The sequence below is a fragment of the Nocardia sp. NPDC004582 genome, from assembly GCF_053602115.1.
Map to the genome: position 1 here is coordinate 1 of NZ_JBSGCY010000101.1, position 24,736 is coordinate 24,736.

At 69.2% G+C, this 24,736-nt stretch carries 25 protein-coding genes; 10 read left to right on the forward strand and 15 right to left on the reverse strand.

All coding sequences use genetic code 11. The features are described 5' to 3' along the window. The 3 genes from ACWELJ_RS24255 to ACWELJ_RS24265 all read left to right on the forward strand — a co-directional run. The coding region (locus ACWELJ_RS24255; protein ID WP_452368421.1) for a phosphotransferase family protein at positions 1-1,004 on the forward strand (1,004 nt) is incomplete at its 5' end. A gap of 325 nt (positions 1,005-1,329) precedes the next feature. Continuing rightward, positions 1,330-2,562 (forward strand): acyl-CoA dehydrogenase family protein, encoded by a 1,233-nt coding sequence (locus tag ACWELJ_RS24260; RefSeq protein ID WP_452368422.1) that lies wholly within the window; start codon positions 1,330-1,332, stop codon positions 2,560-2,562. 68 nt (positions 2,563-2,630) lie between these two features. Beyond that, on the forward strand, positions 2,631-3,230 hold the full coding sequence (locus tag ACWELJ_RS24265) for a TetR family transcriptional regulator (protein WP_452368423.1): 600 nt from the start codon (positions 2,631-2,633) through the stop codon (positions 3,228-3,230). A gap of 1 nt (position 3,231) precedes the next feature. On the opposite strand, the gene ACWELJ_RS24270 is transcribed toward ACWELJ_RS24265, so the two are convergent. Further along, the gene (locus ACWELJ_RS24270) at positions 3,232-4,422 is read right to left on the reverse strand and encodes an Ig-like domain-containing protein (protein ID WP_452368424.1); all 1,191 of its coding nucleotides are present in this window, start codon (positions 4,420-4,422) and stop codon (positions 3,232-3,234) included. 284 nt (positions 4,423-4,706) lie between these two features. On the opposite strand from ACWELJ_RS24270, the gene ACWELJ_RS24275 reads away from it, so the two are divergent. From ACWELJ_RS24275 to ACWELJ_RS24285, 3 genes are all read left to right on the forward strand, one after another. Then, entirely contained in the window at positions 4,707-5,546 is an 840-nt protein-coding gene (locus ACWELJ_RS24275) for an MmyB family transcriptional regulator (protein WP_452368425.1), read from the forward strand. 39 nt (positions 5,547-5,585) lie between these two features. Then, on the forward strand, positions 5,586-6,449 hold the full coding sequence (locus ACWELJ_RS24280; RefSeq protein ID WP_452368426.1) for a universal stress protein: 864 nt from the start codon (positions 5,586-5,588) through the stop codon (positions 6,447-6,449). Positions 6,450-6,610: 161 nt separating this feature from the next. Beyond that, positions 6,611-7,225 carry a hypothetical protein gene (locus ACWELJ_RS24285; protein WP_452368427.1) on the forward strand — a complete coding sequence of 205 codons (615 nt, stop codon included), beginning with the start codon at positions 6,611-6,613 and terminating at the stop codon, positions 7,223-7,225. 28 nt (positions 7,226-7,253) lie between these two features. On the opposite strand, the gene ACWELJ_RS24290 is transcribed toward ACWELJ_RS24285, so the two are convergent. After that, positions 7,254-7,688: a hypothetical protein gene (locus ACWELJ_RS24290; protein WP_452368428.1), complete on the reverse strand. Its 435-nt coding sequence runs from the start codon at positions 7,686-7,688 to the stop codon at positions 7,254-7,256. Between the two features lie 221 nt (positions 7,689-7,909). Further along, positions 7,910-8,530, reverse strand: coding sequence for a class I SAM-dependent methyltransferase (locus ACWELJ_RS24295; protein ID WP_452368429.1), 621 nt, complete (start codon positions 8,528-8,530; stop codon positions 7,910-7,912). Positions 8,531-8,745: 215 nt separating this feature from the next. Between ACWELJ_RS24295 and ACWELJ_RS24300 the strand changes: the two genes are divergently transcribed. Further along, positions 8,746-10,302 carry an amino acid permease gene (locus ACWELJ_RS24300; RefSeq protein ID WP_452368430.1) on the forward strand — a complete coding sequence of 519 codons (1,557 nt, stop codon included), beginning with the start codon at positions 8,746-8,748 and terminating at the stop codon, positions 10,300-10,302. Here ACWELJ_RS24300 and ACWELJ_RS24305 read toward each other — a convergent pair whose 3' ends face one another. The 5 genes from ACWELJ_RS24305 to ACWELJ_RS24325 form a co-directional block, all read right to left on the reverse strand. Further along, positions 10,303-11,082, reverse strand: coding sequence for a 3-oxoacyl-ACP reductase (locus tag ACWELJ_RS24305; protein ID WP_452368444.1), 780 nt, complete (start codon positions 11,080-11,082; stop codon positions 10,303-10,305). It abuts the gene before it with no gap. Between the two features lie 20 nt (positions 11,083-11,102). Continuing rightward, positions 11,103-12,464: an aldehyde dehydrogenase family protein gene (locus ACWELJ_RS24310; RefSeq protein WP_452368431.1), complete on the reverse strand. Its 1,362-nt coding sequence runs from the start codon at positions 12,462-12,464 to the stop codon at positions 11,103-11,105. Then, on the reverse strand, positions 12,461-13,204 hold the full coding sequence (locus ACWELJ_RS24315) for a gamma-glutamyl-gamma-aminobutyrate hydrolase family protein (RefSeq protein WP_452368432.1): 744 nt from the start codon (positions 13,202-13,204) through the stop codon (positions 12,461-12,463). The genes ACWELJ_RS24310 and ACWELJ_RS24315 overlap by 4 nt, the downstream gene beginning before the upstream one ends. After that, complete coding sequence (locus ACWELJ_RS24320) at positions 13,185-14,531, reverse strand: glutamine synthetase family protein (protein WP_452368433.1); 1,347 nt, start codon at positions 14,529-14,531, stop codon at positions 13,185-13,187. Before ACWELJ_RS24320 ends, ACWELJ_RS24315 begins: the two co-directional genes overlap by 20 nt. A 447-nt stretch (positions 14,532-14,978) precedes the next feature. Then, entirely contained in the window at positions 14,979-15,695 is a 717-nt protein-coding gene (locus ACWELJ_RS24325) for a DUF222 domain-containing protein (RefSeq protein WP_452368434.1), read from the reverse strand. 290 nt (positions 15,696-15,985) lie between these two features. On the opposite strand from ACWELJ_RS24325, the gene ACWELJ_RS24330 reads away from it, so the two are divergent. Beyond that, entirely contained in the window at positions 15,986-16,501 is a 516-nt protein-coding gene (locus ACWELJ_RS24330) for an AAA family ATPase (protein WP_452368445.1), read from the forward strand. Between the two features lie 34 nt (positions 16,502-16,535). Here the strand turns inward: ACWELJ_RS24330 and ACWELJ_RS24335 are convergent, their stop codons facing one another. From ACWELJ_RS24335 to ACWELJ_RS24355, 5 genes are all read right to left on the reverse strand, one after another. Then, on the reverse strand, positions 16,536-17,084 hold the full coding sequence (locus tag ACWELJ_RS24335; protein WP_452368435.1) for a hypothetical protein: 549 nt from the start codon (positions 17,082-17,084) through the stop codon (positions 16,536-16,538). Further along, positions 17,081-18,202 carry a hypothetical protein gene (locus ACWELJ_RS24340; RefSeq protein ID WP_452368436.1) on the reverse strand — a complete coding sequence of 374 codons (1,122 nt, stop codon included), beginning with the start codon at positions 18,200-18,202 and terminating at the stop codon, positions 17,081-17,083. Before ACWELJ_RS24340 ends, ACWELJ_RS24335 begins: the two co-directional genes overlap by 4 nt. 29 nt (positions 18,203-18,231) lie before the next feature. After that, positions 18,232-18,639: a FixH family protein gene (locus ACWELJ_RS24345; protein WP_452368437.1), complete on the reverse strand. Its 408-nt coding sequence runs from the start codon at positions 18,637-18,639 to the stop codon at positions 18,232-18,234. Continuing rightward, entirely contained in the window at positions 18,636-20,075 is a 1,440-nt protein-coding gene (locus ACWELJ_RS24350) for a hypothetical protein (RefSeq protein WP_452368438.1), read from the reverse strand. The genes ACWELJ_RS24345 and ACWELJ_RS24350 overlap by 4 nt, the downstream gene beginning before the upstream one ends. A 106-nt stretch (positions 20,076-20,181) precedes the next feature. Next, a complete protein-coding gene (locus tag ACWELJ_RS24355; RefSeq protein ID WP_452368439.1) occupies positions 20,182-20,616 on the reverse strand; it encodes a hypothetical protein in 435 nt (144 codons plus the stop codon). Between the two features lie 151 nt (positions 20,617-20,767). On the opposite strand from ACWELJ_RS24355, the gene ACWELJ_RS24360 reads away from it, so the two are divergent. Beyond that, a complete protein-coding gene (locus tag ACWELJ_RS24360) occupies positions 20,768-21,394 on the forward strand; it encodes a TetR/AcrR family transcriptional regulator (protein WP_452368440.1) in 627 nt (208 codons plus the stop codon). A 199-nt stretch (positions 21,395-21,593) separates the two neighbouring features. Then, positions 21,594-22,418: an SDR family oxidoreductase gene (locus ACWELJ_RS24365; protein ID WP_452368441.1), complete on the forward strand. Its 825-nt coding sequence runs from the start codon at positions 21,594-21,596 to the stop codon at positions 22,416-22,418. Positions 22,419-22,440: 22 nt separating this feature from the next. Here ACWELJ_RS24365 and ACWELJ_RS24370 read toward each other — a convergent pair whose 3' ends face one another. Both ACWELJ_RS24370 and ACWELJ_RS24375 read right to left on the reverse strand, forming a co-directional pair. After that, complete coding sequence (locus ACWELJ_RS24370) at positions 22,441-24,132, reverse strand: bifunctional 3'-5' exonuclease/DNA polymerase (RefSeq protein ID WP_452368442.1); 1,692 nt, start codon at positions 24,130-24,132, stop codon at positions 22,441-22,443. 52 nt (positions 24,133-24,184) lie between these two features. Then, the coding region (locus tag ACWELJ_RS24375; RefSeq protein WP_452368443.1) for an erythromycin esterase family protein at positions 24,185-24,736 on the reverse strand (552 nt) is incomplete at its 5' end.

Consider the following 24,736-nt stretch of genomic DNA (forward strand, 5'->3'; position numbering starts at 1 on the left):
CGGGCCTGGATCTGACCCGGCTCGCCGCGTGGCTCGACCGCGCCCGGCCCGGCTTCGCGGCCGGGCCGCTGGCCGGACGGTTCATCGCGGGCGGCCGCTCCAACCTCACCTACGTGGTGGGAGACGGTGTCTCCGAATGGATTCTGCGCCGCCCGCCGCTGGGGCACGTGCTGGCCACCGCACACGATATGGGCCGTGAGTTCCGGGTCATGAGCGCCCTGGCCGACACCGCCGTCCCGGTCCCGCGCACCTATGTCCTGTGCACCGATTCCGATATTCTCGGCGCGCCGTTCTACCTCATGGAAAACGTTGCGGGCGTTCCTTATCGGGAAGCGGCCGAACTCGAGGCGCTCGGACCGGAACGGACGCGTGTGATCTCCGAGGGCATGGTCGACGCGCTGGCCGCCCTGCACCGCGTCGACCCGGAATCGGTGGGGCTCGGGGACTTCGGGAAGGCGAGCGGCTTCCTGGCCCGCCAGGTGCACCGCTGGAAGAAGCAGCTCGACGCCTCCTACACCCGCGACCTGCCTGCCGCCGAAGCGCTCTACGCGCTGCTCGAGGCGCGGCAACCCGAGCAGTCGCCCGACGGCATCGTGCACGGCGACTACCGGCTCGACAATGTCCTCGTCGACGCGCACGACCGGGTGGCGGCCGTCGTCGACTGGGAGATGGCCACGCTCGGCGACCCGCTCACCGATGTCGCCCTGCTGGTGCTGTATCAGCGGCTGGGTGATCTGGGCGTACCCGGCGACATGTCCGGTGTCCCCGGCTATCTCACCGAGGCCGAGACCCTCGCCCGCTACGCCGAGCACAGTGGCCGCGACCTCGCGAACTTCGGCTTCTACCAGGGGCTGGCCGCCTTCAAACTGGCCGCCATCCTCGAGGGGATCCACTACCGCTACCTGCACGGCCAAACCGTGGGCAGCGGGTTCGACACGATCGGCGCCGCCGTCGAGCCCCTGCTGCGGGCCGGGATCGACGCGGTCGAGGAGAGTGGCCGCTGACCACTACGGTCCGGATCGGTCCGGGCAGCGCTGGGCGTCACCGCGCGACGCTCGCCACCCTGATCGATCTTCCGATGGCGGGGCACGGAGTCGGGTGATCAGGTACATCCGACGCCGGCCGCCTCGCCCGGAACGGTGCCGTGACACCCTGGTGTCACGGCACCGTTTCGTCTCCACTCAGCGGTATGGGCGCGCATGAGAATTGCGAAAGCGCTTGGCGGACAACGCTTATGATGGCACCGCGAACCATACTTGAATCCGGAGTCAGGTTCGGATAACGTTCCTGGCGAGGCTGTAACCACTGTGTGCGACCCACGATCAGGAGTTGTCGATGTTCGAGCTGTCGGAGCGGGCCCGGGGATATCGGGACGAACTGCTCGCCTTCATGGACGAGCGCGTCTTTCCGGCCGAAGCGGTCTACGAGGCGCAGCTGGCGGAATCCGGGGATCCGCACTTCCAGCCGCCCGTGCTCGAGGAGCTCAAGACCGAGGCCCGCAAGCGCGGCCTGTGGAACCTCTTCCACCCGCACCCGGAATGGGGCCCGGGCCTGACCAATCTGGAATACGCGCACCTGGCCGAGATCATGGGCCGCAGTGTGGGTCTCGCGCCCGAGGCCACCAACTGCAGCGCCCCCGACACCGGCAATATGGAGGTGCTGACCCTGTTCGGCACCCCCGAGCATCAGGAGCGGTGGCTGCGGCCGCTGCTCGAGGGGGAGATCCGCTCGGCGTTCGCCATGACCGAACCCGCGGTCGCCAGCTCCGACGCCACCAATATCCAGCTGCGCATGGAACGCGACGGCGACGAGTACGTGCTCAACGGCCGCAAATGGTGGACCTCCAATGCCCTGCACAAGAACTGCCAGGTCATGATCGTGATGGGCAAGACCGATCCCGAGGCGCCCACTCACCGCCAGCAGTCGATGATGGTCGTGCCCATGGACACCCCCGGCGTCACCGTGGTGCGCGGGCTGCCGGTCTTCGGCTACCAAGACCGCGAGGGTCACGCCGAGGTGCTCTTCGAGAACGTCCGCGTCCCCGTCACCGCCCTGCTCGCCGGCGAGGGCGACGGATTCATGATCAGCCAGGCGCGCCTGGGTCCCGGCCGCATCCACCACTGCATGCGCGCCATCGGCATGGCCGAACGGGCCCTGGACCTGATGATCGACCGGGCGCAGGCACGCGTCACCTTCGGTGAGCCGGTCGCCAACCGGGCCAACATCCAGGACTGGATCGCCGAGTCGCGCATCGAGATCGATATGGCCCGGCTGCTCACCCTGCAGGCCGCGTACCTGATGGACACCGTCGGCAACAAGGCCGCCCGCACCGAGATCGCCGCCATCAAGGTCGCCGCCCCGAACGTGGCGCTGAAGGTGATCGACCGCGCCATCCAGGTGCACGGTGGCGCCGGCGTCTCCGACGACTTCCCGCTCGCCAGCATGTACGCCCACACCCGCACCCTGCGCTTGGCCGACGGACCCGACGAGGTGCACAAGCGGTCCATCGCCCAGTGGGAACTGCGCCGCCGCGACCCCAACTGGGGAAAGCGCGCCCGCTGAGCCCGTCGGGGCAGCCCGCCGAGCCGCGGGCCGGAAGATTTCCGGTGGCCGGATGCGAGACTGTACCGGTGACCGGATCAGAGGATCGCTCGCGCGCGGACGAGACGCGGGCACGGCTGTTGGACGCGGCGATCGTCGCTTTCGCCGAGCGCGGCTTCCACGGCTCCACCACCCGCGACATCACCTCGATCGCGGGATTGAGCACCGCGGCCATCTATGTGCACCACCGGTCCAAGGAGGAACTGCTCTACCAGGTTTCGCGCGCCGGCCACGAGAACACCCTGACCCGGTTGCGGGCCGCGCTGTCCGCCTCCGACGACCCGGTGGAGCAATTGGTCGCGGTGATGCGGGATTTCGCCATCGACCATGCCCGCGGGCACACCGGCGCGCGGGTGGTCAACTACGAACTCGCCGCGCTGAGCCCCGAACATCAGCGGGAGATCAAGGACATCCGCCGCGTCATCGACACCGAGATGCGCCGGCTCATCGAACGCGGCGTCGCGGCGGGTGTGTTCGACAACCCGAATCCGCGCATGGCCGCGGTGGCGCTGCTGTCGCTGGGCATCGACCTGGCCCGCTGGTATCGCGACGACGGGCCGCTCTCACCGGAGGAGATCGGCGACTACTACGTCGATCTCGCGCTGCGGATCGTGGGCGTGCGCCGGTAGGTCAGGGCTGCGCCCGGCCCTGCTGCCATTCCGGCCACGGGATCGACCAGTCGCCGTTCTGCCAGATGTCGAGGGGTTCGCCGCCGGTATTGCGGACCTCCACCACATCGCCGGGGATGACGAAGCCGAAGAACCAGGTGGCGTCGTCGGGGGAGATGTTGAGGCAGCCGTGCGAGACATTGGTATTGCCCTGCGCCCACATGCTCTGCGCCAGTTCGTGGACGTAGATGCCGTCGTGACTGATCCGCACGGCGTGATGGATGGTGGTCCGGTAGCCGAGGCTGGCATTGGTGGGCAGGCCGTAGGTCGCCGAATCCATGATCACCGGATCCGAGCTGTCCAGCACCGTGTAGGTGCCCGGCCGGGTCCAGAACGACAATTGGCGGCCGCCGATCACCGCCGAACCGCCCATGCCCATCGAGGTCGGCATGGAGCGCACCAGGTTTCCGTTGTCGAACACGTCGATCATCTTGGTGTTGTCGTCGGCGATCGCCACATGCGCCGCGCCGATGGTCACCGACACCCGCTGATCGCGCAGGCCGTACGCGCCGTCGCCGAGCGGGACGCCGAACAGGTCCGCCGTCACCGTGATCCGGGTGCCGGGCGCGTGATACAGCTCGGGCCGCCAGTGCGCGTTGCGATCGTCGAGCCAGTACCAGGCTCCCGCCACCGCCGGCGCGGTCACGACTTTCAGCGCGGATTCGGCGGCGTGCCGGTCCACGGCCTCGGTGAAATGTGCGACGAGTACGAAACCGACACCGTACGTGTCATTTTCGGCGAGCTCCACTTGATTCGCCGACCGCAGCGAGACGTCGACGATCCGATCGGGCTGGGGCGTCGTGTACGTCGCGGTCGCGGTGATGTCGCCGGTCTCGCCCTTGGCCACGGCCTTCACCCGGTAGGCGTGGCCGTAGCCGAGCGGTTCGGCGCTGACCCAGCTCTTCTGATCGGGGGCCGGTGCGCCGGGCAGCGCGCGGCCGGTCTCGTCGAGCCATTCGACCGAGGTCAGGGTGCCGTCGGTGACGGTCACCGTGCCGGGTGTGCGGGCCGACACCGGCTGCGCCGCCGGTGCGGGCTCGAAGTGGATCTTGGCGGGCGTGGGCGGCGCCGCGGGATCCCTGCCGCAGCCCGCCAGGACGAGCCCGCTCGCTCCGGCGAATCCGAGCAGTAGTTGACGGCGTCGCAATGCCATCGCGTGCCTCCTTCGCCGGGTGCCGATGATCATGATCAGTGGATCAGCATCGGTCGGCGTGATGCGGCAGCCACGCCGACGGGCGGTGTCTCCACCGATCCGTCGTCCAACCGACACCGATTCTCGACCCGCGGCCGGAGACGCCGAGAGCCAGGCATGCAATGGCCGTTCTGCCCCTATTTTTACCGGATTTCCGAGTTGCCGAGGCTGGAGCAGGCTGCTAGGAAGTAGCCACATGTTCAGGGTCCATCCATGGCGGATGGGCGAATTCCGGGGGCGGGATGATGACCGAGTCGACCATCGGCAGCGCGGGGCATGAGCCTCGCGGCGGGGTCCACGACCCCGGCCCGCCCGTGCCGCCGAACTTCGGCGGCACGCTGCGGCGGTTGCGCGAGCGGCGGGGGGTCTCGCGGGAACGGCTGGCCTTCGGGGCGGGGGTGAGCGCCAGCTACATCACCCGGATGGAACGCGGGGAACGTGACCGCCCCACCGAACAGGTGCTCATCGCCATGGTCCGCTACCTGGATCGGGTCGCCCGCCTGACCATGGCCGAGTACCGGCATCTGCACGACCTGGCCGCGCTCGGGCAGCATGCCCCGCCGCGTGACGAGCCGCCGCTGACCGCGGCCATGCTGGACAATCTCGATGTCCACCTGCCGCATCCCGCGGCCTATCTCGACCGTCGCCTGAATGTGCTGGCCGCCAACGCCGTCCATCTGCGCACGTTCCCCGGACTCGGCGACGACGGCAATTTCCTGCACTGGATGCTCACCGACGATCTCGCGCGCCACGTCCTCGTCGACTGGTCCGGCTCGCTGCGCCATGCCATCTCGACCCTGCGCGGGCTGTTGGCCATGGACGAGGGTGAGACCGAGGAGGACGCGCGGGTGCTGGCCGAACTCGGGCGGTTCGAGCCGTTCCGGCGGATCTGGACCGACGATCATCGCATTCTCACCGGCGCGCCGACGGTCATGCGGCTGCGTGACCCGGTGACCGGCGTGCCGTACTCGCTGCTGTGGCAGATCCTGCGGGATCAGTCGGCGACCATGAGCCCGGGGCAGCCGATCTTCGTGGTCGGACTGCCCACGGCGAGTCAGCCTCAGGACCGGGCGGTCGGTCCGTAGGATCGCCTGCGGAGGGGGCCTGGGAGGAGGCGGAACGCGGTGCCTGCCAACAATCTCGACCGGCCGATCGTGGTGGGGGTCGACGCCTCCGAATCCGCGCTGCACGCGGTGCGCTGGGCCGCGGTCGACGCCGCCCTGCGCGGCGCGCCACTGCACCTGGTGTTCGCGGTGCCGGCGGTCGCCGACGCGCCCCTGGACGAGAGCCCGGTCCGGCTGCTGCACGACCGGCTGCGCGACACCGCCCAGGACGCGCTCGACCATGCCGCCGAGATCGCCCGGAAAGCGGTGGGAGACCGGCCGGTTCCCGCCATCCACACCTTCCTCGTCGACGCGCCCGCGGTCACCGTGCTCTCCGAGCAGGCCGGGACCGCGTACTTCGTGGTGGTCGGCGTGCGCGGCATGAGCGCCTACCATCGCAGCCTGCTCGGCTCGGTGAGCACCGGCGTGGCGCGGCACGCGCAGGGACCGGTGGTGGTGGTTCCCGGTGGGACCGAGCCGATTTCGGACCGGCCGGTGGTGGTCGGGGTCGACGGGTCGGCGCACAGCGTCCGCGCGCTCGAGATCGCCTTCGACGAGGCCTCGCGCCGCGATGCGCCGCTGCTGGCGGTGCAGGCGTGGGAGTTGTCCGGCGACAGCGATACCCGCAGCCACGCCGACGCCGTCGGGCTGCTGACCGGCATGCTGGACCGCAATGCCGCGGCCTTTCCCGGGGTCGAGGTCGAAACTCTTGTCATGGAGGGGCATCCGGCGCGCATCCTGCTCGATGCCGCCGCGGACGCGCAATTGCTGGTGGTCGGAAGCCACGGCACCCGCGGATATCCGGGGATGGCGCTCGGGTCGACCGGTCACGCGCTGCTGCACGGCAGTGAATGCCCCATCGCGCTGGTCCGTCTGCGCAATTGACCCGCTGCCCGGGCGATTTCGCGGCGACATCGCGGTACGGCCTACGAAACCGGCTCGGATGTAACTGTTTCGCCAGGAATCAGGCACTCCAGCAATTTCTGGGTACATCCAGCTGAAGCCGGGCTCGTCCCGGAGGCAAGACAATTCAGAGAGTTACGACCATGCGTAGAGCAACGGCGCTCTTCGCCGCATTACTGTTGGCCATCCTTTTTTCCATCACACACCTGACGGCTCCGCGGGCCCACGCCGATGACTGCACCGGCGATTGGTCCATCGGCATCGGCGGACTCGGCGACAACACCTCGTCCGTGTTCGCACCGTTCGTGAATCAACCGGTGGGTTACAACTCCGCCGACCCGATGTCGGGGTTGAACGAACTCAACCGGTTGTTCTGGCAGCACCGCAACGAATGTCCCGGCGACCATATCCGGTTGATCGGGCACAGTGAGGGCGCGGGTCTGGTGCACGCCTGGGTCACCGCACACCAGGACATCGACAATGCCAATGCCATTCTGCTGTCGGATCCCAAGCGGGCTCCGGGTCCGGGCTGGGGCGGTTTGTCCTCCACGCCCGGCAGTGGCATCATCGGCTACCCGCTCGCGGGCGTCGACGACTGGTTCGGCGGCTTCCCGGTGCTGACTGTGTGCAACCACGACGACCAGATCTGCGACACATCGGCCGGCTGGTGGGGCTATCTCTTCGGAGGCGCCCATGGTCGTTACGATTTCGATGTCTGGGACTACGGCGACTGGGATTCCGGCGTCTGGTACCGATGACATCGGGCATCGAATGATTCGAAGGGGATCAGTAGCCGAAAGGCTCTGGTCCCCTTTGGCTGAACCCGTGCCCCATCGAAGTGCACACGGCCGCACCGGAATAGGTGATCTGACAGGTCGCTCCGGCATAGGAGACCGAGAATTGCGGATCGTGCCCGCTCACCTGTGCGATGGGCGCCAGCGCCGGATTACCGCCCGGCAGTGTGTGACTGCCGTTGGAGTTCCACTCCGGATGCGCCGGCGCGGCGGTCGAATCGATGACAATGGCGGGCACATTCGGCAGCGGCACCTGCGCGCCGAGGTAGAGCACATTCATGACGGCGGCCGGGACCATCAGATCGCATCCCACCGCGCCGTCCGCGGCGATGGAACAATTCCACCCGCCCAGGCTGAAATATCGAGCATCCCCGACCTGCACCGGGCCGCCCGCCGTGTCGGCGGACGCACCCCCGGCTCCTGACAAACCGGCAACAATCCCGAGAATGCCCCCGCACACCCATGCGACGGAAACCTTCACAGTTCTGGACACGCCATCTCCCTGATGCGCGAAGAAGAGTTAATGGGTCGAATCGACCATAGAGAAAACGTATCACTCCAGGCTGCGGGCCTGCGGTTCTGTCAAGGTGGCTAACCATAATTGCGCCCTGCTTTTCGCATCCGTGCGAACCGCGAAAGGCTCCGGGGTCAGAGCCGGGTCACCGCCGCGAGCCAGGCCGCCACCGGGGTGGGGTCGAACAGGATGTCGAGGGTCGCGGGTTCGAGCGAGTCCAGCCGCCAGCCGTCGGTGAAGGCGGTCTCGATATCGGTGCGGCTCAGGCGATGTGGTCCCCAGGTGCCGGGCTGGCGGTCGCTGAAACCCAGCAGGAAGTAGCGGCCGCCGGGGCGCAGGATCGCGGCCAGGCCGGTCACCAGGGCGATGCGGTCGGCGCCGTCGAAGAGGTGGAACAGGCCGCAGTCCAGGACCGTGTCGAAGGTTTCGCCGAGGCTCGGCAGTTCGAGGGCGTTGTGGCGGCGGAAGGTGGCCTTCAAGCCGCGGTCGGCGGCCTTGGTACGGGCCAGGTCCAGGGCGTGGGCGGACTGGTCGATGCCGGTGGCGTCGAGGCCGTGGCTCGCGGCGAGCAGGGCGTGTTCGCCGGTGCCGCAACCCAGGTCGAGGACCCGGCCGCGCAGTTCACCGGCGTCGGCGAGGGCCACGAACGGGCGTTGCGGGCGGTCGATGTCCCAGGGCGGCTTGGTGGTGTAGAGGGTGTCGGCGGCGTCCGGGTCGTGGTATTCGGGGTGCGGATCGCGTGGGGGCTGTGTCACCGGAATCTCCTGCCGTGGGTGTGGTGGTGCGGGGACCTGTCGAATTTATCGAGACACAATGTCTATGGTCAAGCTTCGTTGTCTCCCAGGGTGGGGCCCTAGACCTGTACCGGGCGACCGGTTTCGGCGTTGCCCCTGCGGACCCAGCGGGTTTGCCGCACACTGGGCTCCTGGCAAACGCCGTGTGAGGGCGGCGTTTTCACTCGGGAGTGCCCATGACCGCAACCCAGTCTCGATCCGATGATGACGAACGGCGGCTCGCCGAACTCGGCTACAAACAGGAACTGGCCCGATCCTGGTCGGGATTCTCCAATTTCGCGATCAGCTTCACCATTGTCTCCATTCTCACCGGCGGCCTGGCCAGCTACGGGATCGGACTCGCCAACGGCGGGCCCATCACCATGGCGTGGGGCTGGCCGCTGGTATCGGTGATGGTGCTGTTCGTGGGCCTGGCCATGGCCGAATTGGCCTCGGCCTACCCGACTTCCGGCGGCCTGTACTGGTGGGCGTCGGAACTGGGCGGCCCGGTGTGGGGCTGGTTCACCGGCTGGTTCAACCTGATCGGGCAGATCGCGGTGACCGCCGCGATCGATTACGGCGCCGCCATTTTCACCACCGTCGTGCTCAATGTGATCGGCATCGACATCGGCACCGACCGCACCGCCATCTTCCTGGTGTTCTCCGGAATCCTGGTGCTGCACGCGGTGCTGAACGTGATCGGCCCGCACCTGTCGGCGGTGATCAACAATGTGTCGGCCTGGTGGCATGTGGGCGGTGTGGCCATCTTCGTGGTGGTGCTGGGATTCGGTGCGCGACATCATCAGAGCATCGGATTCGTGTTCACCAAGACCGTGGACAACAGTGCCGTGGGATTCGGCGGGGTGGCGTTCAGTTTCCTGCTCGGGCTGTTGCACGCGCAGTACACGTTCACCGGATACGACGCCTCCGCGCACATGTCGGAGGAGACGCACGACGCCTCGCGGATGGCGGCCAAGGGGATCATCAACACCATCGTGGTGTCGGCGGTCGCCGGATATCTGCTCATCATGGCGGTGACCTTCGCGATCCCGAATCTCGACGACGCCCTGGACCCGGCGAAGAACAGCGGCTATCCGGTCATCTACATCCTGCAGAATTCGCTGAATTCGTTCTGGTCCGGGCTGCTGCTGATCATCGCCGCGATCGCCCAATTGTTCTGTGGCTACGCCTCGGTGACCGCGGCCTCGCGGATGCTGTTCGCCTTCGCCCGCGATGGCGCGGTGCCGGGATCCAAGCTGTGGGCGACGCTGTCGGCGCGGCGGGTGCCGGTCAACGCGGTCGTCTTCGTGTCGGTGTTCGCGTTCATCCTGCTGATTCCGTCGATGCTGGTGCCCGCCGCCAACGCGCCCACCGCCTACGCCGCGGCGACCTCGGTGGCGACCATCGGCCTCTACATCGCCTACGGGATTCCGGTGCTGCTGCGGCTGCTGCGCGGCAATCGATTCCAGGCCGGACCCTGGCAGCTGGGGCGCTGGTATCGGCCGGTCGGGATCATCGCGTTGATCTGGATCGTGTTGATCAGCGTGCTGTTCATCCTGCCGACCGACGACCACGGGTATCCGTGGGTGGACGGATTCACCTGGAACTCGGTGAATTACGCGCCGCTGACCCTGGTCGGGGTGGTGGGCGCGATCGCGATCTGGTGGTTCGCCTCGGCCCGGCGCTGGTTCACCGGGCCCAAGCGGACCGTGGAGGAGCCGCCGGAGGCCGAGGAGGCCCCCGTCGGCGCGTGACTACAGCGGGGTGACGTAGGCCCCGGAGATGCCGCCGTCGACCAGGAACTGCGAGGCGGTGATGAAGGAGGAATCGTCGCTGGCGAGGAAGGCCACGGCGGCGGCGATCTCCTCCGGTTCGGCGAACCGGCCGGTGGGAATGTGCACCAGCCGGCGCGCGGCCCGCTCCGGATCCTTGGCGAACAGCTCCTGCAGCAGGGGAGTGTTGACCGGTCCGGGGCACAGCGCGTTCACGCGAATCCCCTGGCGCGCGAACTGCACTCCGAGCTCGCGGCTCATGGCCAGCACGCCGCCCTTGGACGCGGTGTAGGAGATCTGCGAGGTGGCCGCGCCCATCACCGCCACGAAGGACGCGGTGTTGATGACCGAGCCCTTGCCGCGTTCGAGCATGTGCTCGATGGCGTACTTGCTGCACAGGTACACCGAGGTCAGATTGACCTCCTGCACGCGGCGCCAGGCGTCGATGCCGGTGGTGAGGATCGAATCGTCGTCCGGCGGTGAGATGCCCGCGTTGTTGAAGGCGATGTCGAGGCCGCCGTAGGTGTCCACGGCGGTCTGGAACATGGCCCGCACCTGATCCTCGTCGGTGACGTCGACCTTCACGTAGAGGCCGCCGACCTCGGCCGCGGCGGCCTCACCGGCCGCGGCGTCGATATCGGCGACCACGACCTTGGCGCCCTCCTGGGCGAACCGGCGGACGGTGGCGAGCCCGATGCCGCTGCCGCCGCCGGTGACGACCGCGACCCGATCCTGTAAGCGCTGCAACGTATCTCCTTCGATTGATGGGTGCCGGCGTGCGACTATTCGGTGGCGAGGAAGACGTTCTTGGTTTCGGTGAACGCCTTCGCCGCGTCGGGTCCCAGCTCGCGGCCCAGGCCGGACTGCTTGAAACCGCCGAACGGCGTCCAATACCGCACGGAGGAATGGGAATTCACCGACAGATTCCCGGCCTCGACGCCGCGCGCCACCCGCAGGGCGCGACCGACGTCGGAGGTCCAGATCGAGCCGGACAGGCCGTACTCGGTGTCGTTGGCGATACGCAGCGCGTCGGCCTCGCCGTCGAATGGCAGGACCGCGACGACCGGGCCGAACACTTCCTCGGTGAGGACCCGGTCGGTGGGGGAGGTGGGCAGGACGACCGTGGGCGGGAACCAGAATCCGGGGCCGTCGGGGCGGGCGCCGGTGAAGGCGACCTTGGTCGAGGGTTCCAGGAATCCGGCGACGCGGTCGCGGTGGGCGGCGGAGATGAGCGGGCCCATCTCGGTGGACTCGTCGCCGGGATCGCCGACCCGCACACCCTGCACGGCCGGCTCCAGGAGTTCGAGGAATCGGTCGAAGACGCTGCGCTGCACCAGGATCCGGGAGCGGGCACAGCAGTCCTGCCCGGCATTGTCGAACACGCCGTACGGTGCGGTGGCGGCGGCGCGCTCCAGATCCGCGTCGGCGAACACGATATTGGCGCTCTTGCCCCCCAATTCGAGGGTCACCCGCTTCACCTGATCGGCGCAACCGGCCATGATCTGCTTGCCGACCTCGGTGGAGCCGGTGAACACCACCTTGCGCACCGCGGGATGGGTGACGAAGCGCGCCCCGACCACCGAGCCGCGGCCCGGGATCACCTGGAAGACATGCTCGGGCAGGCCCGCTTCCAGCGCCAGCTCGCCGAGCCGGATCGCCGTCAACGGGGTGAGCTCGGCGGGCTTGAGCACCACCGTGTTCCCGGCCGCGAGCGCGGGCCCGAATCCCCACGCCGCGATCGGCATCGGAAAGTTCCAGGGCACGATGACGCCGACGACGCCGAGCGGTTCGCAGAAGGTGATGTTCACCCCGCCCGCGACCGGAATCTGATTGCCCAGCAACCGTTCCGGCATGCCCGCGCTGTAGTGCAGCACGTCGCGGACATTGCCCGCCTCCCAGCGGGCATTGCCGATGGTGTGGCCGGCATTGCTCACCTCGAGCCGCGCGAGCTGCTCGATCTCGGCGTCGACCGCCTCGGCGAAGCGGCGCAGCAACCGCGCCCGATCGCCGGGGGAGACGGCCCGCCAGGCCGCGAACGCGCGCTGGGCGCGTTCGATGGCGGCGTCGGTGGCGGCCGCGTCGGCCGCTTCGATGGTGGCCACCACTGTCTCGGTGGCGGGGTTGACGACGTCGGTCGTGGTCACCGGTTGCGCTCCTTCGCGTACTGTGCGGCCTGATCGACGAGCGCCCGCATGAGGCGGGTCTCGGTCGCGTTCTCCTCCGGATGCCATTGCACGCCCAGCAGAAACGGTCCCTCGCGGGCCTCGGCCGCCTCGATGATGCCGTCCGGGGCGTGCGCGGCGGCGGTGAGCTCGGGGGCGAGCGTGTCGATGGCCTGATGGTGGTGGCAGTGCGCCTTCGACTCCGGGCCGGTGATCTCCGCGAGCCGGGTGCCGGGCACGGTGCTGACGGTCGTGACCGTGAAGACGCCGGGCGTGCGGGAATGATCGGTGTGGCCGACCACATCCGGGACGTGCTGGTGCAGGGTGCCGCCGAGCGCGGCGTTCACCAGCTGGAGGCCGCGGCAGATCGCCAGGATCGGCAGACCCGCCTCCCGCGCCAGCTCGAACAGCCCGAACTCCGATTCGTCGCGGTCGAGCCGCGGTCGGCCGGTCTCGGGATGGGGTGCCGCGCCGTAGCGGGCCGGATCCAGGTCCGCGCCGCCGGTGAGGACCAGGCCGTCGAGGCGTTCGATCAGCTCGGGCCGCGCGGCGCCGGTGGGCGGCAACAGGACCGGAATTCCGCCGGCGCGCTCGGTCAGGTCCACGTAGGTGCGTGCCAGCACGGCGGCGTCCACGTCCCAGTGGCCGAACCGGGTGCGTTCGGAGTAGGTGGGCAGGCCGATGATCGGCCGCCGTGCGGAGTCAGAGTCGTTCGAAGCCACGGATGCGCTCCCAATCGGTCACCGCCGCATCGTAAGCGTCCAGCTCCACCTGTGCGGCATTGCGGTAATGCCGCACCACGTCCGCGCCGAACGCCTGCTGGGCGACCTTGCTCTCACCGAACAAGTGCGCGGCCTCGCGCAGGGTTCTCGGTACACGCGGGCGGTTGGAGAGGTAGGCGTTGCCGTGGAACTCCGGCTCCAAGGGGAGCTGCTGGTCGATACCGTGCAAGCCCGCGGCGATGACCGCCGCGACGGCCAGGTACGGGTTCACATCGCCGCCGGGGATGCGGTTCTCCAACCGCAGCGACGGTCCGTGGCCGACGGTGCGCAGGGCGCAGGTGCGATTGTCGCGGCCCCAGGCCAGTGCGGTGGGGGCGAAGCTTCCGGCCTGGAAGCGCTTGTAGGAGTTGATGTTCGGGGCCAGAAAGTAGGTGAGTTCCCGCAGCGAGTCCAGTTGCCCGGCGATGAAGTGCCGCATCAGTGTCGAGGGCCCGTCGCCGTCGGGGAACACCGGCTCCCCGCCCGCATTGCGCAGGCTGATGTGAATGTGACAGGAATTGCCTTCCCGCTCATTGTATTTCGCCATGAAGGTGATGCTGCGGCCGTCCTGGGCGGCGATCTCCTTCGCGCCGGTCTTGTAGATGCTGTGGTTGTCGCAGGTGACCAGCGCCTCGTCGTAGCGGAAGGCGATCTCGTGCTGGCCCGGATTGCATTCGCCCTTGGCGGATTCGACATACATTCCGGCGCCGGACATTTCGGTGCGGATGCGGCGCAACAGGGGTTCGATCCGGGCGGTGCCGAGCATCGAATAGTCGACGTTGTACTGATTGGCGGGCGTCAGGTCCCGGTAGCCGCCGCGGAAGGCGGACTCGTAGCTGTCGTCGAAGACGAGGAACTCGAGTTCGGTGCCGACATAGGCGTACAGGCCGCGCTCGGCCAGGCGATCCAGCTGGGCGCGCAGCACCTGCCTGGGGGAGGCGGTGACCGGTTGGCCGTGGTTGTCGACCTGCTCGACGTCGCACAGCACCAGGGCGGTGCCGGGCAGCCAGGGCAGCAGGCGGAGGGTGCTCAGGTCCGGGCGCAGGACGAAGTCGCCGTAGCCGGTGTCCCAGGACGACATTTCGTAGCCGTCGACGGTGGTCATTTCCACGTCCACGGCCAACAGGTAGTCGCAGGCCTCGGTGGCGTGGTTGAGTACTTCCTCCACGAAATACCGTGCCGAGCAACGCTTTCCCTGCAATCTGCCCTGCATGTCCGTCATGGCCACCAGCACCGTGTCGATGGTGCCCGCCTCGACCTTGGCCACCAGGTCCGTCACGCTCAACATCCCGGCCCGCATCTTCGACCCCTCTCGACGCCAACGTGCTCACGCTAGGCGAACTGGACCTTGGGTGTGGTCGATACACGCAGAGATCATCGGCGTGTCACGAAGCCAAGAAGAGCAAGGGCAAAAGAAGACTCGAGACAAAGACGCCTGGAGAAGAGAGAGGGTGGCCGAGCTTGCGAGGCCCGCTCACCTACCAGCCCCACTCACGGCTCGGCCGCGCGTCCTCCCGGGGAAGACGACGGGATAGGCGTTTTCTGTAGAGGGTGATGCGTGCAGTCTGTGGGCTGGGATCGGCGGGTGACGGCTCGTGGATTGGCGTCAGCCCCAGTCCGGTAGGGCAGGCGAGGCGGCCACACTCTCTGTAGGTTTGCGAACGCGCTTGTGGCACGAGCATTCGTGACGCAGGCAGCCCGAAGTACCCCACCTTCGGTGAGGCTGGGACTCGTTTTAGGGGCGTGACCACCATTTGACCGGGCCCAGGTGCAGGGGGCGTCCGGCGTGGTCGAAGATCGCCAAGAACGGCTTGGACTTCTGCGCCAGCTGCAACGCCTGCTCCAGCGGCACGGTCCCACCCGAAGCGGTGGTGGCGACACCGGCGGCGGCCTCGACCTCCGCCAGGCTCATGGTGATGATCGTGGACACGGGCAGCCCGCGGTGCGTGCCCACGTTTTCCTGGCCCATCTCCGGACGCAGGAACGCGACGAGCGCATCGTGGTTGCGCTGTGCGGCGGTGCGGGTGTCGCGACGCGTGGCCCGTTCCAGACCGGCGAGGGCCTCGTCATCGAGTCCTTCAGTGGTCCAGGGGCTTTCGGCGTCGTCGGGGTTGCACATGCCCGGCTGGGCCAGGCTCGCGAAGATCGGATCCAGCACGGCGCGCGCGACGGGGGTCAGTTCGGCGGTCAGCGTGGACATCCCATCCACGCCCTGCTTGCCGAGCGTGATGCCGCGATGGCGCTGCCGGTCGGTGTCATCGGTGAGACGCCCATCGGGATCGAGGTAACCGAGCAGCCGGTCACCGATCTTGGGCAGGTCGTCGGGCGTGGAGGTGGCGGCGAAGTGGGCCAGCTGGAATTCGGCCCGGTCGCGGGTGTCGGCGTCGACCTTGGCGGGATTCCGGTTTCCAATCCCGCAACATATCCACGAGATCCTCATCGGAAAGCGCATCCAGAGAATCGTGGACGAGCACGCTCACGGCGTCGGAAACGAGCCCGGTGGCATCCGCCACCGTGACTTCGTCGCCGAGAACCTGCCCGCCCCAATTCATGCTGCTATTCTATCAATTTCGGCTCCATCGCAGAGTCTAATTGCGCTGTCCGGCAAGATAATTCGCACGAATTGTCCGTCGCGAATTGTCTTCTACCGGGCACTGAGTTCCTCCGTGGAAAGCCTGGTTCGGCTATGTTCGAATCGTGTCCGGAACCCCCGAATCCCGCTCGGCCGCACTCACCCCGGCGGTGTATCTGATTACCGGTATTCAGGCATCAGGGAAATCGACTGTCGCCCAAGCGCTTGCTGAGCGCCTTCCACGATCGGCTCATGTTCGAGGCGATGTCTTTCGCCGCTTCGTGGTGAGCGGTCGCGTGGACATGTCACCCGATCCCACCTCCGAAGCCGTCGAGCAGCTGCGCCTCCGCCACCGGCTCGCGGCCCGAACCGCCGACGCCTACGCCGACGCCGGGTTCACCGCGGTACTCCAGGACGTCGTGCTCGGTGCGATGCTGCCGTATCTGATCGGCGAGATCCGTACGGATCCGCTGTACGTGGTGGTCCTGGCGCCGAGTCGGGAGGCGGTGGCGCGGCGGGAGTCGGGTCGCGCGAAGAAGGCTTACGGCACCTTCACGGTGGCCGACCTCGATACCGGGCTTCGCGATGACACCCCGCCCTTGGGCCTCTGGCTCGACACCTCGGACCTGACGGTCTCCGAGACCGTCGACGAGATCCTCACCCGCGCCCGCCCTTTCGGCCGGTAGCCCCGCGCGGTCGTCGGGACTACCGAACCGGCCGTCACACCGGCTGCGGGACCGGGGCCGGGCGGCGGTTGCGGCGCCATGCGTAGACGAGGAAGGCGATCAGGCCGATCAGCGGCAGGGTGCTGATCGCCCAGCTTATACCCAGTGGCGGACCGGGCTGTTCGAGGACCTGGAGGTTGGCGAGGTCGCCTTCACCGCGGCCCTGCGGGCCGTCGATGACGAAATGGAATTTCCAAGTGCCTTCCTGGTCGAGCGAGCGGACGTCCAAACCCCACACGTCGCGTTTGCGGGGATGCCGGGACAGGGGTTCGGCGCGGCGGACTTTGCCGTTGGGCTGATATTCGGTGAGGGTGCCGGTCTTGTCGTCGACTCCGCCGTCGGGGATGAACGTGAAATCCAGGGATTGCATGGCGCGCAGCGGCCATTCGCTGAATCCGACGGTCAGCGAATACGGTCCGGCCTGCACGTGCTCGGTGTGGACGATATTCACCGGTTGATACGCCGACGCCGTGCCCGCGGTGGCCGCGGTCAGTCCGAAGATCGCGAGCAGGGTCGCGGCGAGGGTGACGAGGCGGTTGATCATGCGCTGACCTTCTCGGAGGGGGCGGCCAGACGCAGCATCTCGCCGAACGGGCGGCCCAGGTACCCGGCGAGCGCGCCCAGCAGGGCGGCCGCGACGGTGGTGGCCACCATGACCGTGGTGCGGGGCAGATGGGCGTCGTAGATGATGATCTGCTGCACCGGGTTGAACCCGCCGATGATCGCCCCGCCGAGGCCACCGGCCAGGACGGGCAGCAGCCGGGACCGGCTGTCGGCGCGGCGCAGCAGCAGGTCGATCACGATGCCGACGGGGATCAGGCAGAACGGGATGAGGGCCGGTGTCGCCGGAATGCCCCGAATGTGTTCGCGCATGGGCAATCCCACGAAGTCCGTGTACGCCCGGGCCGCCCACGGCGCGAACCACCAGAACACGCCCTGGATGCCGGAGGCGAAGGCCGCGGTGATGGTCGCGCCCCAGCGTTCGAAGCCCGCGCCGGCCAGCATCAGCAGAATCACCATGAACGCGGTGACGGCCACCGTCCACCGCACCGACCCGACACTGAGCCGCTGCACCGCCAGCGCGGTCACCGTGCTCGACGTCGCCAGGTGCGCCAGCGCGAACAGCGCGCCCACCCGGCCCCACCGGTGCGCCCGCGCCGCCGCGAACACGATCACGGTGCCGACCGAGATCACCGTGCTCGACAGGAACAACCCGATGTGCGGCGGCGAATCGATGATGGCGTCGAACCCGTAGAGGCTGTGCCACCACAGATCCCACAGCCCGTACAGCAGGAACGAGGCCGCGCCCAGAGCGGCCACCATGTAGCCGAGCGGCGCGGTGAACGTCCGGCCGAACACCCCGATACCCGGCCCGCCCAGCTCGCCGTCCACCCGGCGGCCGGCGCGACCGGCGGCGGTGGTGATGAGAATGACTGTCAGACCGGTGAATCCGGCCACCGCGGCACTGGCGTAGATGAACAGGTGCGGCAGGGTGAAGAAGGTGTCGGGTCCGACATCGGTGTGCCACTGGATGTCCCAGGTGGACCCGACCGCGAAGGTCATGCTGGCGGCGAAGAGGATCGCCGCGGGTAGCCAGGGGCGGATGGTGATCGGTGCGGTCGCCTCGGCGGTGAGCCCGCGACCATTGGCGGTGAGGTCCATGTGCTGCTCCTGATCCTCTTTCCTTCGATTCAATTGGCCTGAACGGAGAACACGGCGCTCCCGGAACCCGGTGCGCCGGACAGTTTCACCGCGATCTCCCACTGCCCGGGCATCGGCAGCGCCACCGTCGCCCGGTAGTGGCCCGGCGTCACCGCGGCCGCGGCGCTCGGCGGGAGGGCGTGACCCATCTGCGGCATGGCGGGCTCCACCGACACCTTGTCCGGTGTCGCGGACGTGCCCTGGGCGTCGGTGATCTCGAGATCGACGGTGTTGTCGCCGGCGTGCGCGGAGCCTCCCGACACCCGCAGCTCCACCCGGTAGGGCCCGGCGTCGCTGCGGGACACCGATGGTGCGTCGGCGGCGGGCCACAACAGCCACGCCGCCACCGCCGCCACCACGGCGGCGACGGCCACGATCACCGCGGTGCGTTTGGTCATCGCGGAACCCCCGCTCGAACGTCGACGGTGGCCGGGACGGTCATCACCGTGTAGCCGCGCTCGGCCTGCGCCCATACGAGGTAGCGGCCGGGCAGCGGAAAAGTGAAGGTGAAAGCCACATTCGGGCCGAACGCGGCCACGGTCTCGTCCGGCGGTTGCGTGCCGAGCGCGGGCAGCGGGGCCATGGCGTGCGCGTGCGCCCAGATCGGGACGGTGGCCGCGGCCGTCCCGGCGGGCACCCCCTCCGGCAGCGGGCCGACCGCGATGAGGTGGCCGACCATGCCCAGCCAGGGCTGCAGATCCGCCGGACCGCCGAATGCGGCGGTGAGCGTGGTGGGTTCGCCCGAGACCGCCTCGGTCGTGGTCAGCGTCGCACCGCTCGGCGCGGCACCCTGACCGTCGCCGGGACCGGCATCGCCTCGGCCGCTGATCCGCACCGAGGACCGCAGCAATTGCACGCCGCCCCCGCGCCGCGCGATCTCGGCGGCCACGGCGTAGTCACCGGATTCGAGGGAACCCAGGCTGACCCGGTACTCGCCCGGCGCGACCCGGACCGGATGCCGATGCCACAGCCGTCCCGTGGGACCGACCACCATCAGATGCAGGAGCGCGTCATCGCTGACCAGCAGATCGTCCACCGGCCGCCCCGTCGCCGAATCGGTCAGCGACAGCGCGATCTCGGCCGGCTTGCCCGCCGCGGCGGGCTGCGCGCGCACGGTCAGATTGGCCGGGGGCCGTGAGTAGTTCGCGGTCAGCGGCAGATCCCGTTCCGGATACGGATTCCCGATATTGCCCGAGGTCGGATCGAGCAGACTGCCCGCGGGCCGCGGCTGCGGTGCGTGCGACGACAACACGGCTCCGGTCGTGCCCACGGTCAGCGCGGCGATCAGCGCGCCCACCGGAATCAAGGTCGGCCAGCCCCGTTTGGCGAGCAGCGCGGTTCCCAATGCCACCAGCAGCAGCGCTCCGGCCGCGAAGAATCCGCCGTACGCCGCCCGCTCCCACGGTGTCACCACCCGCGCGGCCACCAGGAACGGAATCCGCGCGGTGCGTTCGCCATCGGAGACGCTCAACTCCCACGGCCCGGCGTGATCCACCCGCAGGGTCGCCGCGTAGACGCCGGGGCGATCCCCGAGCTCGACCGTCCCCGTGGACGTCTCACCCCCGCGATCGACCGGCGTCGCGGTGACCGCCAGCTTCCCGGCCGCGGTTCCCGCATGCGTGACGACCTCGACCCGCAACGGCCCGGCCTCGGCCCGCCGCACCACCACGGTCAGCTCCCGGGCGCCGAGGGACTGCGCCACCGTCAGGTCGCCACCGCTCGCGGCCCCATCGGCCCGGGCCTGCGGCGCGAACCAGGAACCCAGCAGGGACACGCAGAGCACACCGATGATCAGGCCCACCCCGCGCAGACGAACGTTCAACGGCGGCTGCACCGTTCCGAACCTACCGAAAATCGCCGCCCGGGAAATCCCACCCGCGGGGGATATCGCCTCGGGGCGGTCTCAGGGTAAATACGACCACCCGGAGGTGGAAGGCCGCCTACGACAGCTGGTTTCGCAGCCAGCCGGGCCCGGCCGTTGTCGCGCCGAGGGATTCGACGCGCGCCCGCAATCCACGATCAGCCGTCACCACCGTGACCGCGGGCATGCGATCCGCGCCGGCGACCTCGGCGGCCACCACCTCGACGATCGCGTCATCGCCGGATCCGTCGGCAAGGACCACCCGCAGTCGCGCCGACGGGTCCTGACCGTTCCCACCCTCGCTGACGTCCCCGCCTCCATCGGTCGCGGCGGCCTTGGCGGCGCCCTCCAGCACCACGATGATCCGCGTCGATCCGGGCAGTCGCGCCGCGAGCTCGTCCAACTCGCCGAGCAGTCGCCGCGCCGCGCCGGCCCGGTCGCGCCACCACCCGTCCGGCCGCGACCCGACCACATTGGCGGCGTCCACCACGATCACCCGCGAGGCATCCTGCATCCGCCCAGTCTCCACCCGGCCCGCCACCGGATCGCGGAATGGGTGGGCGCACGTTGTCCGCTGCGGTCCGGCCCGCCCGTATTGATACGGTTGCTGCTTGGACAATCATCCGCGAAACGACAGGCAGTGATCAGTTTTGGCGTCCGAATCGATGGCAGGCGAGAGTGCGTCGCGGCGGGCCGTGCCGCCCACCCGGCGTGGGCAGCGAACCAAGGGTGCGCTGATCGCGGCCGCGCGGGAGGTGTTCGAACGCGACGGCTACCTGGACGCCAAGATCGCCGACATCTCCAAGACGGCGGGCATGGCCGCCGGATCCTTCTACACCTACTTCGACAGCAAGGAGGAGATCTTCGCCGCGCTGGTCGAGCAGGTCTCCGAGGAGATGCTGCACCCGCACGTGCGCGAGCGCAGCGGGATCACCGATCCGCGCGCCCTGATCGAGGCCGCCAACCGCGACTACCTGTTGTCCTACAAGCGCAATGCCCGGCTCATGGCCCTGTTCGAACAGGTCGCCCAGATCGACGAGAACTTCCGGCGCATGCGGATGGAACGCGGGAAGGCGTTCGCGCAGCGCAACGCGCGCATGATCCGCGAACTGCAGGAGTCCGGGCAGGCCAGCGCCGACCTGGATCCGATGATCACCGCGCACGCGCTGTCGGCCATGGTGAGCCGGATGGCGTCGATGGTTTTCGTGCAGAAGCAACGGATCCCGTTCGAGAAACTGGTCACCACCCTGACCCAGCTGTGGGTGAACGCGCTGCAACTGAAGACGGACTGATCAGCCGGCGGTAGGAGTTCAGCCCGCCGGTGAACCCGGTGCGGGTGAAAGCCTCGACGTAATCGAGACCGGGACGGTTGACGGCGGGGAAGTCATGAACTTGAATCCGACGCAGGGTTCATATTTTCATGAGCCGGCGCGTTCGATCCCGCCTCCGACGGCGTGGATCGGCGGCCGGAATCGGCCGGAGGGAGCATCCGTGCAGGTCGCGGGCAAGAACGCCATCGTCACCGGAGGAGGCGGCGGCATCGGCGGGGCGATCGCCGCCCGGCTGGTGCGGGCCGGGGCGCGGGTGGTGGTCGCGGATCTGAACGCCGACGCGGCCGCGGCCGTGGTCGCCGCGCTGGAACCGGAATTCCCGGGCGCGGCCGTGGCGGTCGGGGCCGACGTGGCCGACGCCGATCGCATCGCCGAGCTCATCGCCCGGTGCGAGACCGAATTCGGGCCGGTGGACCTGTATTTCGCCAATGCGGGCGTCATGGGCGGGGTCGGGCTCGGCGACGACAAGGACTGGGGTGTCACCCTCGACGTGAACCTCAACGCGCACATCCGGGCGGCGCGGCTGCTGGTGCCCGGCTGGGTCGAACGCGGCGCGGGGTACTTCGTCAGCACCGCCTCGGCGGCGGGCCTGCTCACCCAGATCGGTTCGGCCGCATACTCGGTCACCAAACACGCCGCCGTCGGCTTCGCCGAATGGCTCTCGGTCACCTACGGCGACGCCGGGATCCGGGTCAGCTGCCTGTGCCCGATGGGCGTGGAGACCCCGCTGCTGCGCGCGGGCGAACACTCCGGCGACGCCCTCGGCATGGCCGCTACCCGCGCGGTCACCTCGGCGGGCACGGTCCTGACCCCCGACGAGGTCGGCGAACTGGTGCTGGCCGCCGTCGACGACGAACGCTTCCTGATCCTGCCGCACCCGGAAGTCCTCGACATGTACCGCCGCAAGGGCGCCGACTACGACCGCTGGCTGGCGGGCATGCGGCACTACCAGGCGCGACTGCTCGAGAGTGCGGGCGGGCACTGACCACCGGCGACGGGATTCGGGCCTATTTCGCGTCCGCGTAGCACTCGACTATGGCGGTGGTGAAGGGGAAGCGCACCGGGGTCGGGCCGAACGCGAGTTGACCGGCGGTGTCCGCGGCCGCGGCGATCGCGGCGGCGACGGTGGCGGCCTCGGCCTCGGGGCAGTGCACGATCACCTCGTCGTGCTGGAAGAACACCAGCTCGGCCCGGAGCCCGGCGGTGTGCAGGGCCTGGCGCAGGCCCGCGAGCACCAGCAGCGTCCAGTCGGCGGCGCTGCCCTGCACCACGAAATTGCGGGTGAAGCGGCCTCGGGCGCGGGCGCGCGGGGTGCTGCCGAAACCGGGGGACCCGCCTGCGTCGTCGTCGGATTGGTCGAAAGCGGTTGCGGGAGGACAGGTCCGGCCGAACCAGGTGCGGACCAGGCGGCCCTGTTCACCGGCGGTGGCCGCGTCGTCGACGAAGGCGACCGCGGCCGGATAGCGTCGCCGCAACTCCGCCATGTGGGTGAGCGCGTCGCCGGAGGTCTGGCCGTAGATCGCGCCCAGCATGGCGATCTTGGCCTGGGCGCGGTCGCCGCCGAAGGCGCGGGCCGCGAGATCGGCGTAGAGGTCCTCGCCCCGGCCGGCCACCTCCATCAGGCCCCGGTCGCGGGAGATGGCGGCCAGCACTCGCGGTTCCATCTGGTCGGCGTCGGCGACCACCAGCCGCCACCCCGGATCCGCGCGGATGGCGCGGCGCACGATCTTCGGAATCTGCAGCGCGCCACCGCCATTGGTGGTCCAGCGGCCGGTCACCGTGCCGCCCGGCAGGTACTCGGGCCGGAATCGGCCGTCGCGCACCCACTGGTCGATCCAGGACCAGCCGTGGGCGGTGTGCAGGCGGTAGAGCTTCTTGTACTCCAGCAGCGGTTCCACCGCCGGATGGTCGATGTCCTGGAGCTCCCATTTCCGCGTGGAGGACAACAGGATTCCCGCGCGGGCGAACGCGCGGATGATGTCCTGGGGCAGATCGGGCCGGACCCGCACCCCGGTCCCGAAGGCCCGCGACACCTCGTCGGCCAGTTCGGCCAGCCGTCGCGGCTCCGACCCGCTCGGCACCCGTTCGCCCAGCAGGGAATCGAGCAGTTCGCGGTGGACGTCGGCGCGCCACGGAATCCCGGCGCGCGACATCTCCGTCGCCACCAGCAGCCCCGCGGACTCGGCGGCGAGCAGCATCCGCATGCGGGCCGGGTGCTCGGCCGCGGCGGTGCGCGCGACCTGTCCCGCGTACACCTCGAGCAGCGCGGTGAACTCGTCGGTCCTGGACGGCAACGGCACCGGACCGGATTCGAACAGGGTCGGTTCGGTGTCGGCGGCCCGCGCGGGCGCGTCCTGCGGAACCGGCAGGCCGTGCAGCCGCGCCCACGCGGCGGCCAGCGACCGGGCCTGCCCGGACTGGCCCTGTTCGTGCCCGATCAGCAGCGCTTCGGCCGCCTCCACGTCATAGCAGCGGTCCACCCGCACCCCGGCGTCGAGCAGCCGCTTGTAGATCGCCGCCGTCGACCGCCACACCCACCGCTCGACCTCCGGCCGCGCCCGCACCGCCGCCGCGAGCGAGGACTCCTCGACCACCGGGCCCGCCGGTCGGCCGCGCTCGTCCAGCGGGCACACCCGTGCCCCGCCGTCACCCGTCTCCGCCACCGCCCACCGCATACCGGTGAGTCTGGCAGTGGCCACAGACAATTCCGTGATACCCGACCGTGGCCGGGTGTCCGCGGGCCTGTTGCCGCTACCAGTACTGATGCTGAACGCCGTCGGTGTCGGTGATGAAGACGATCGCGTCGGCGCCGTCGAGATCGGCGACCGTGAGCGGGAAATGGCCGCGCACAATCGGTTCGCCGGACACGATCGCGGGGGACAGGGCGGTTCGCAGGGCTCGCGCCGGGAACAGGGCGCGGCCGGGCGTCGCCTCGGCGAGCACACCCTGGAGGGTGCCGGGGACCGGGTCGAGGCCCGCGTCGGTCGCGACGAACAGATAGCGCTCGCCGAGGGTGAAGGCGGCGAGCGCGCCCGCGTTGCTCCATTCGGGCTGATCCGGCACCCGGGGACGCAGGTGCGAATTGTGCGCGAAGACGAGCGTCGGGCCGCGCCGCTGCTCGCGCTCGACGATCGCCGAGATGTTGTCCGCCATCATCGCCGACCGCACACCGGACAGGCTGCCGATGCGGTCGGGGCCGGGGGTCGCCATGGCGGCGTGGTAGCGCAGCAGGCCCACCGCGGTTCGCGCGTGGATGACGGCATCGGCGTAACCGGCCGCATCGGTCGCGCGCAGCGAGGGCGC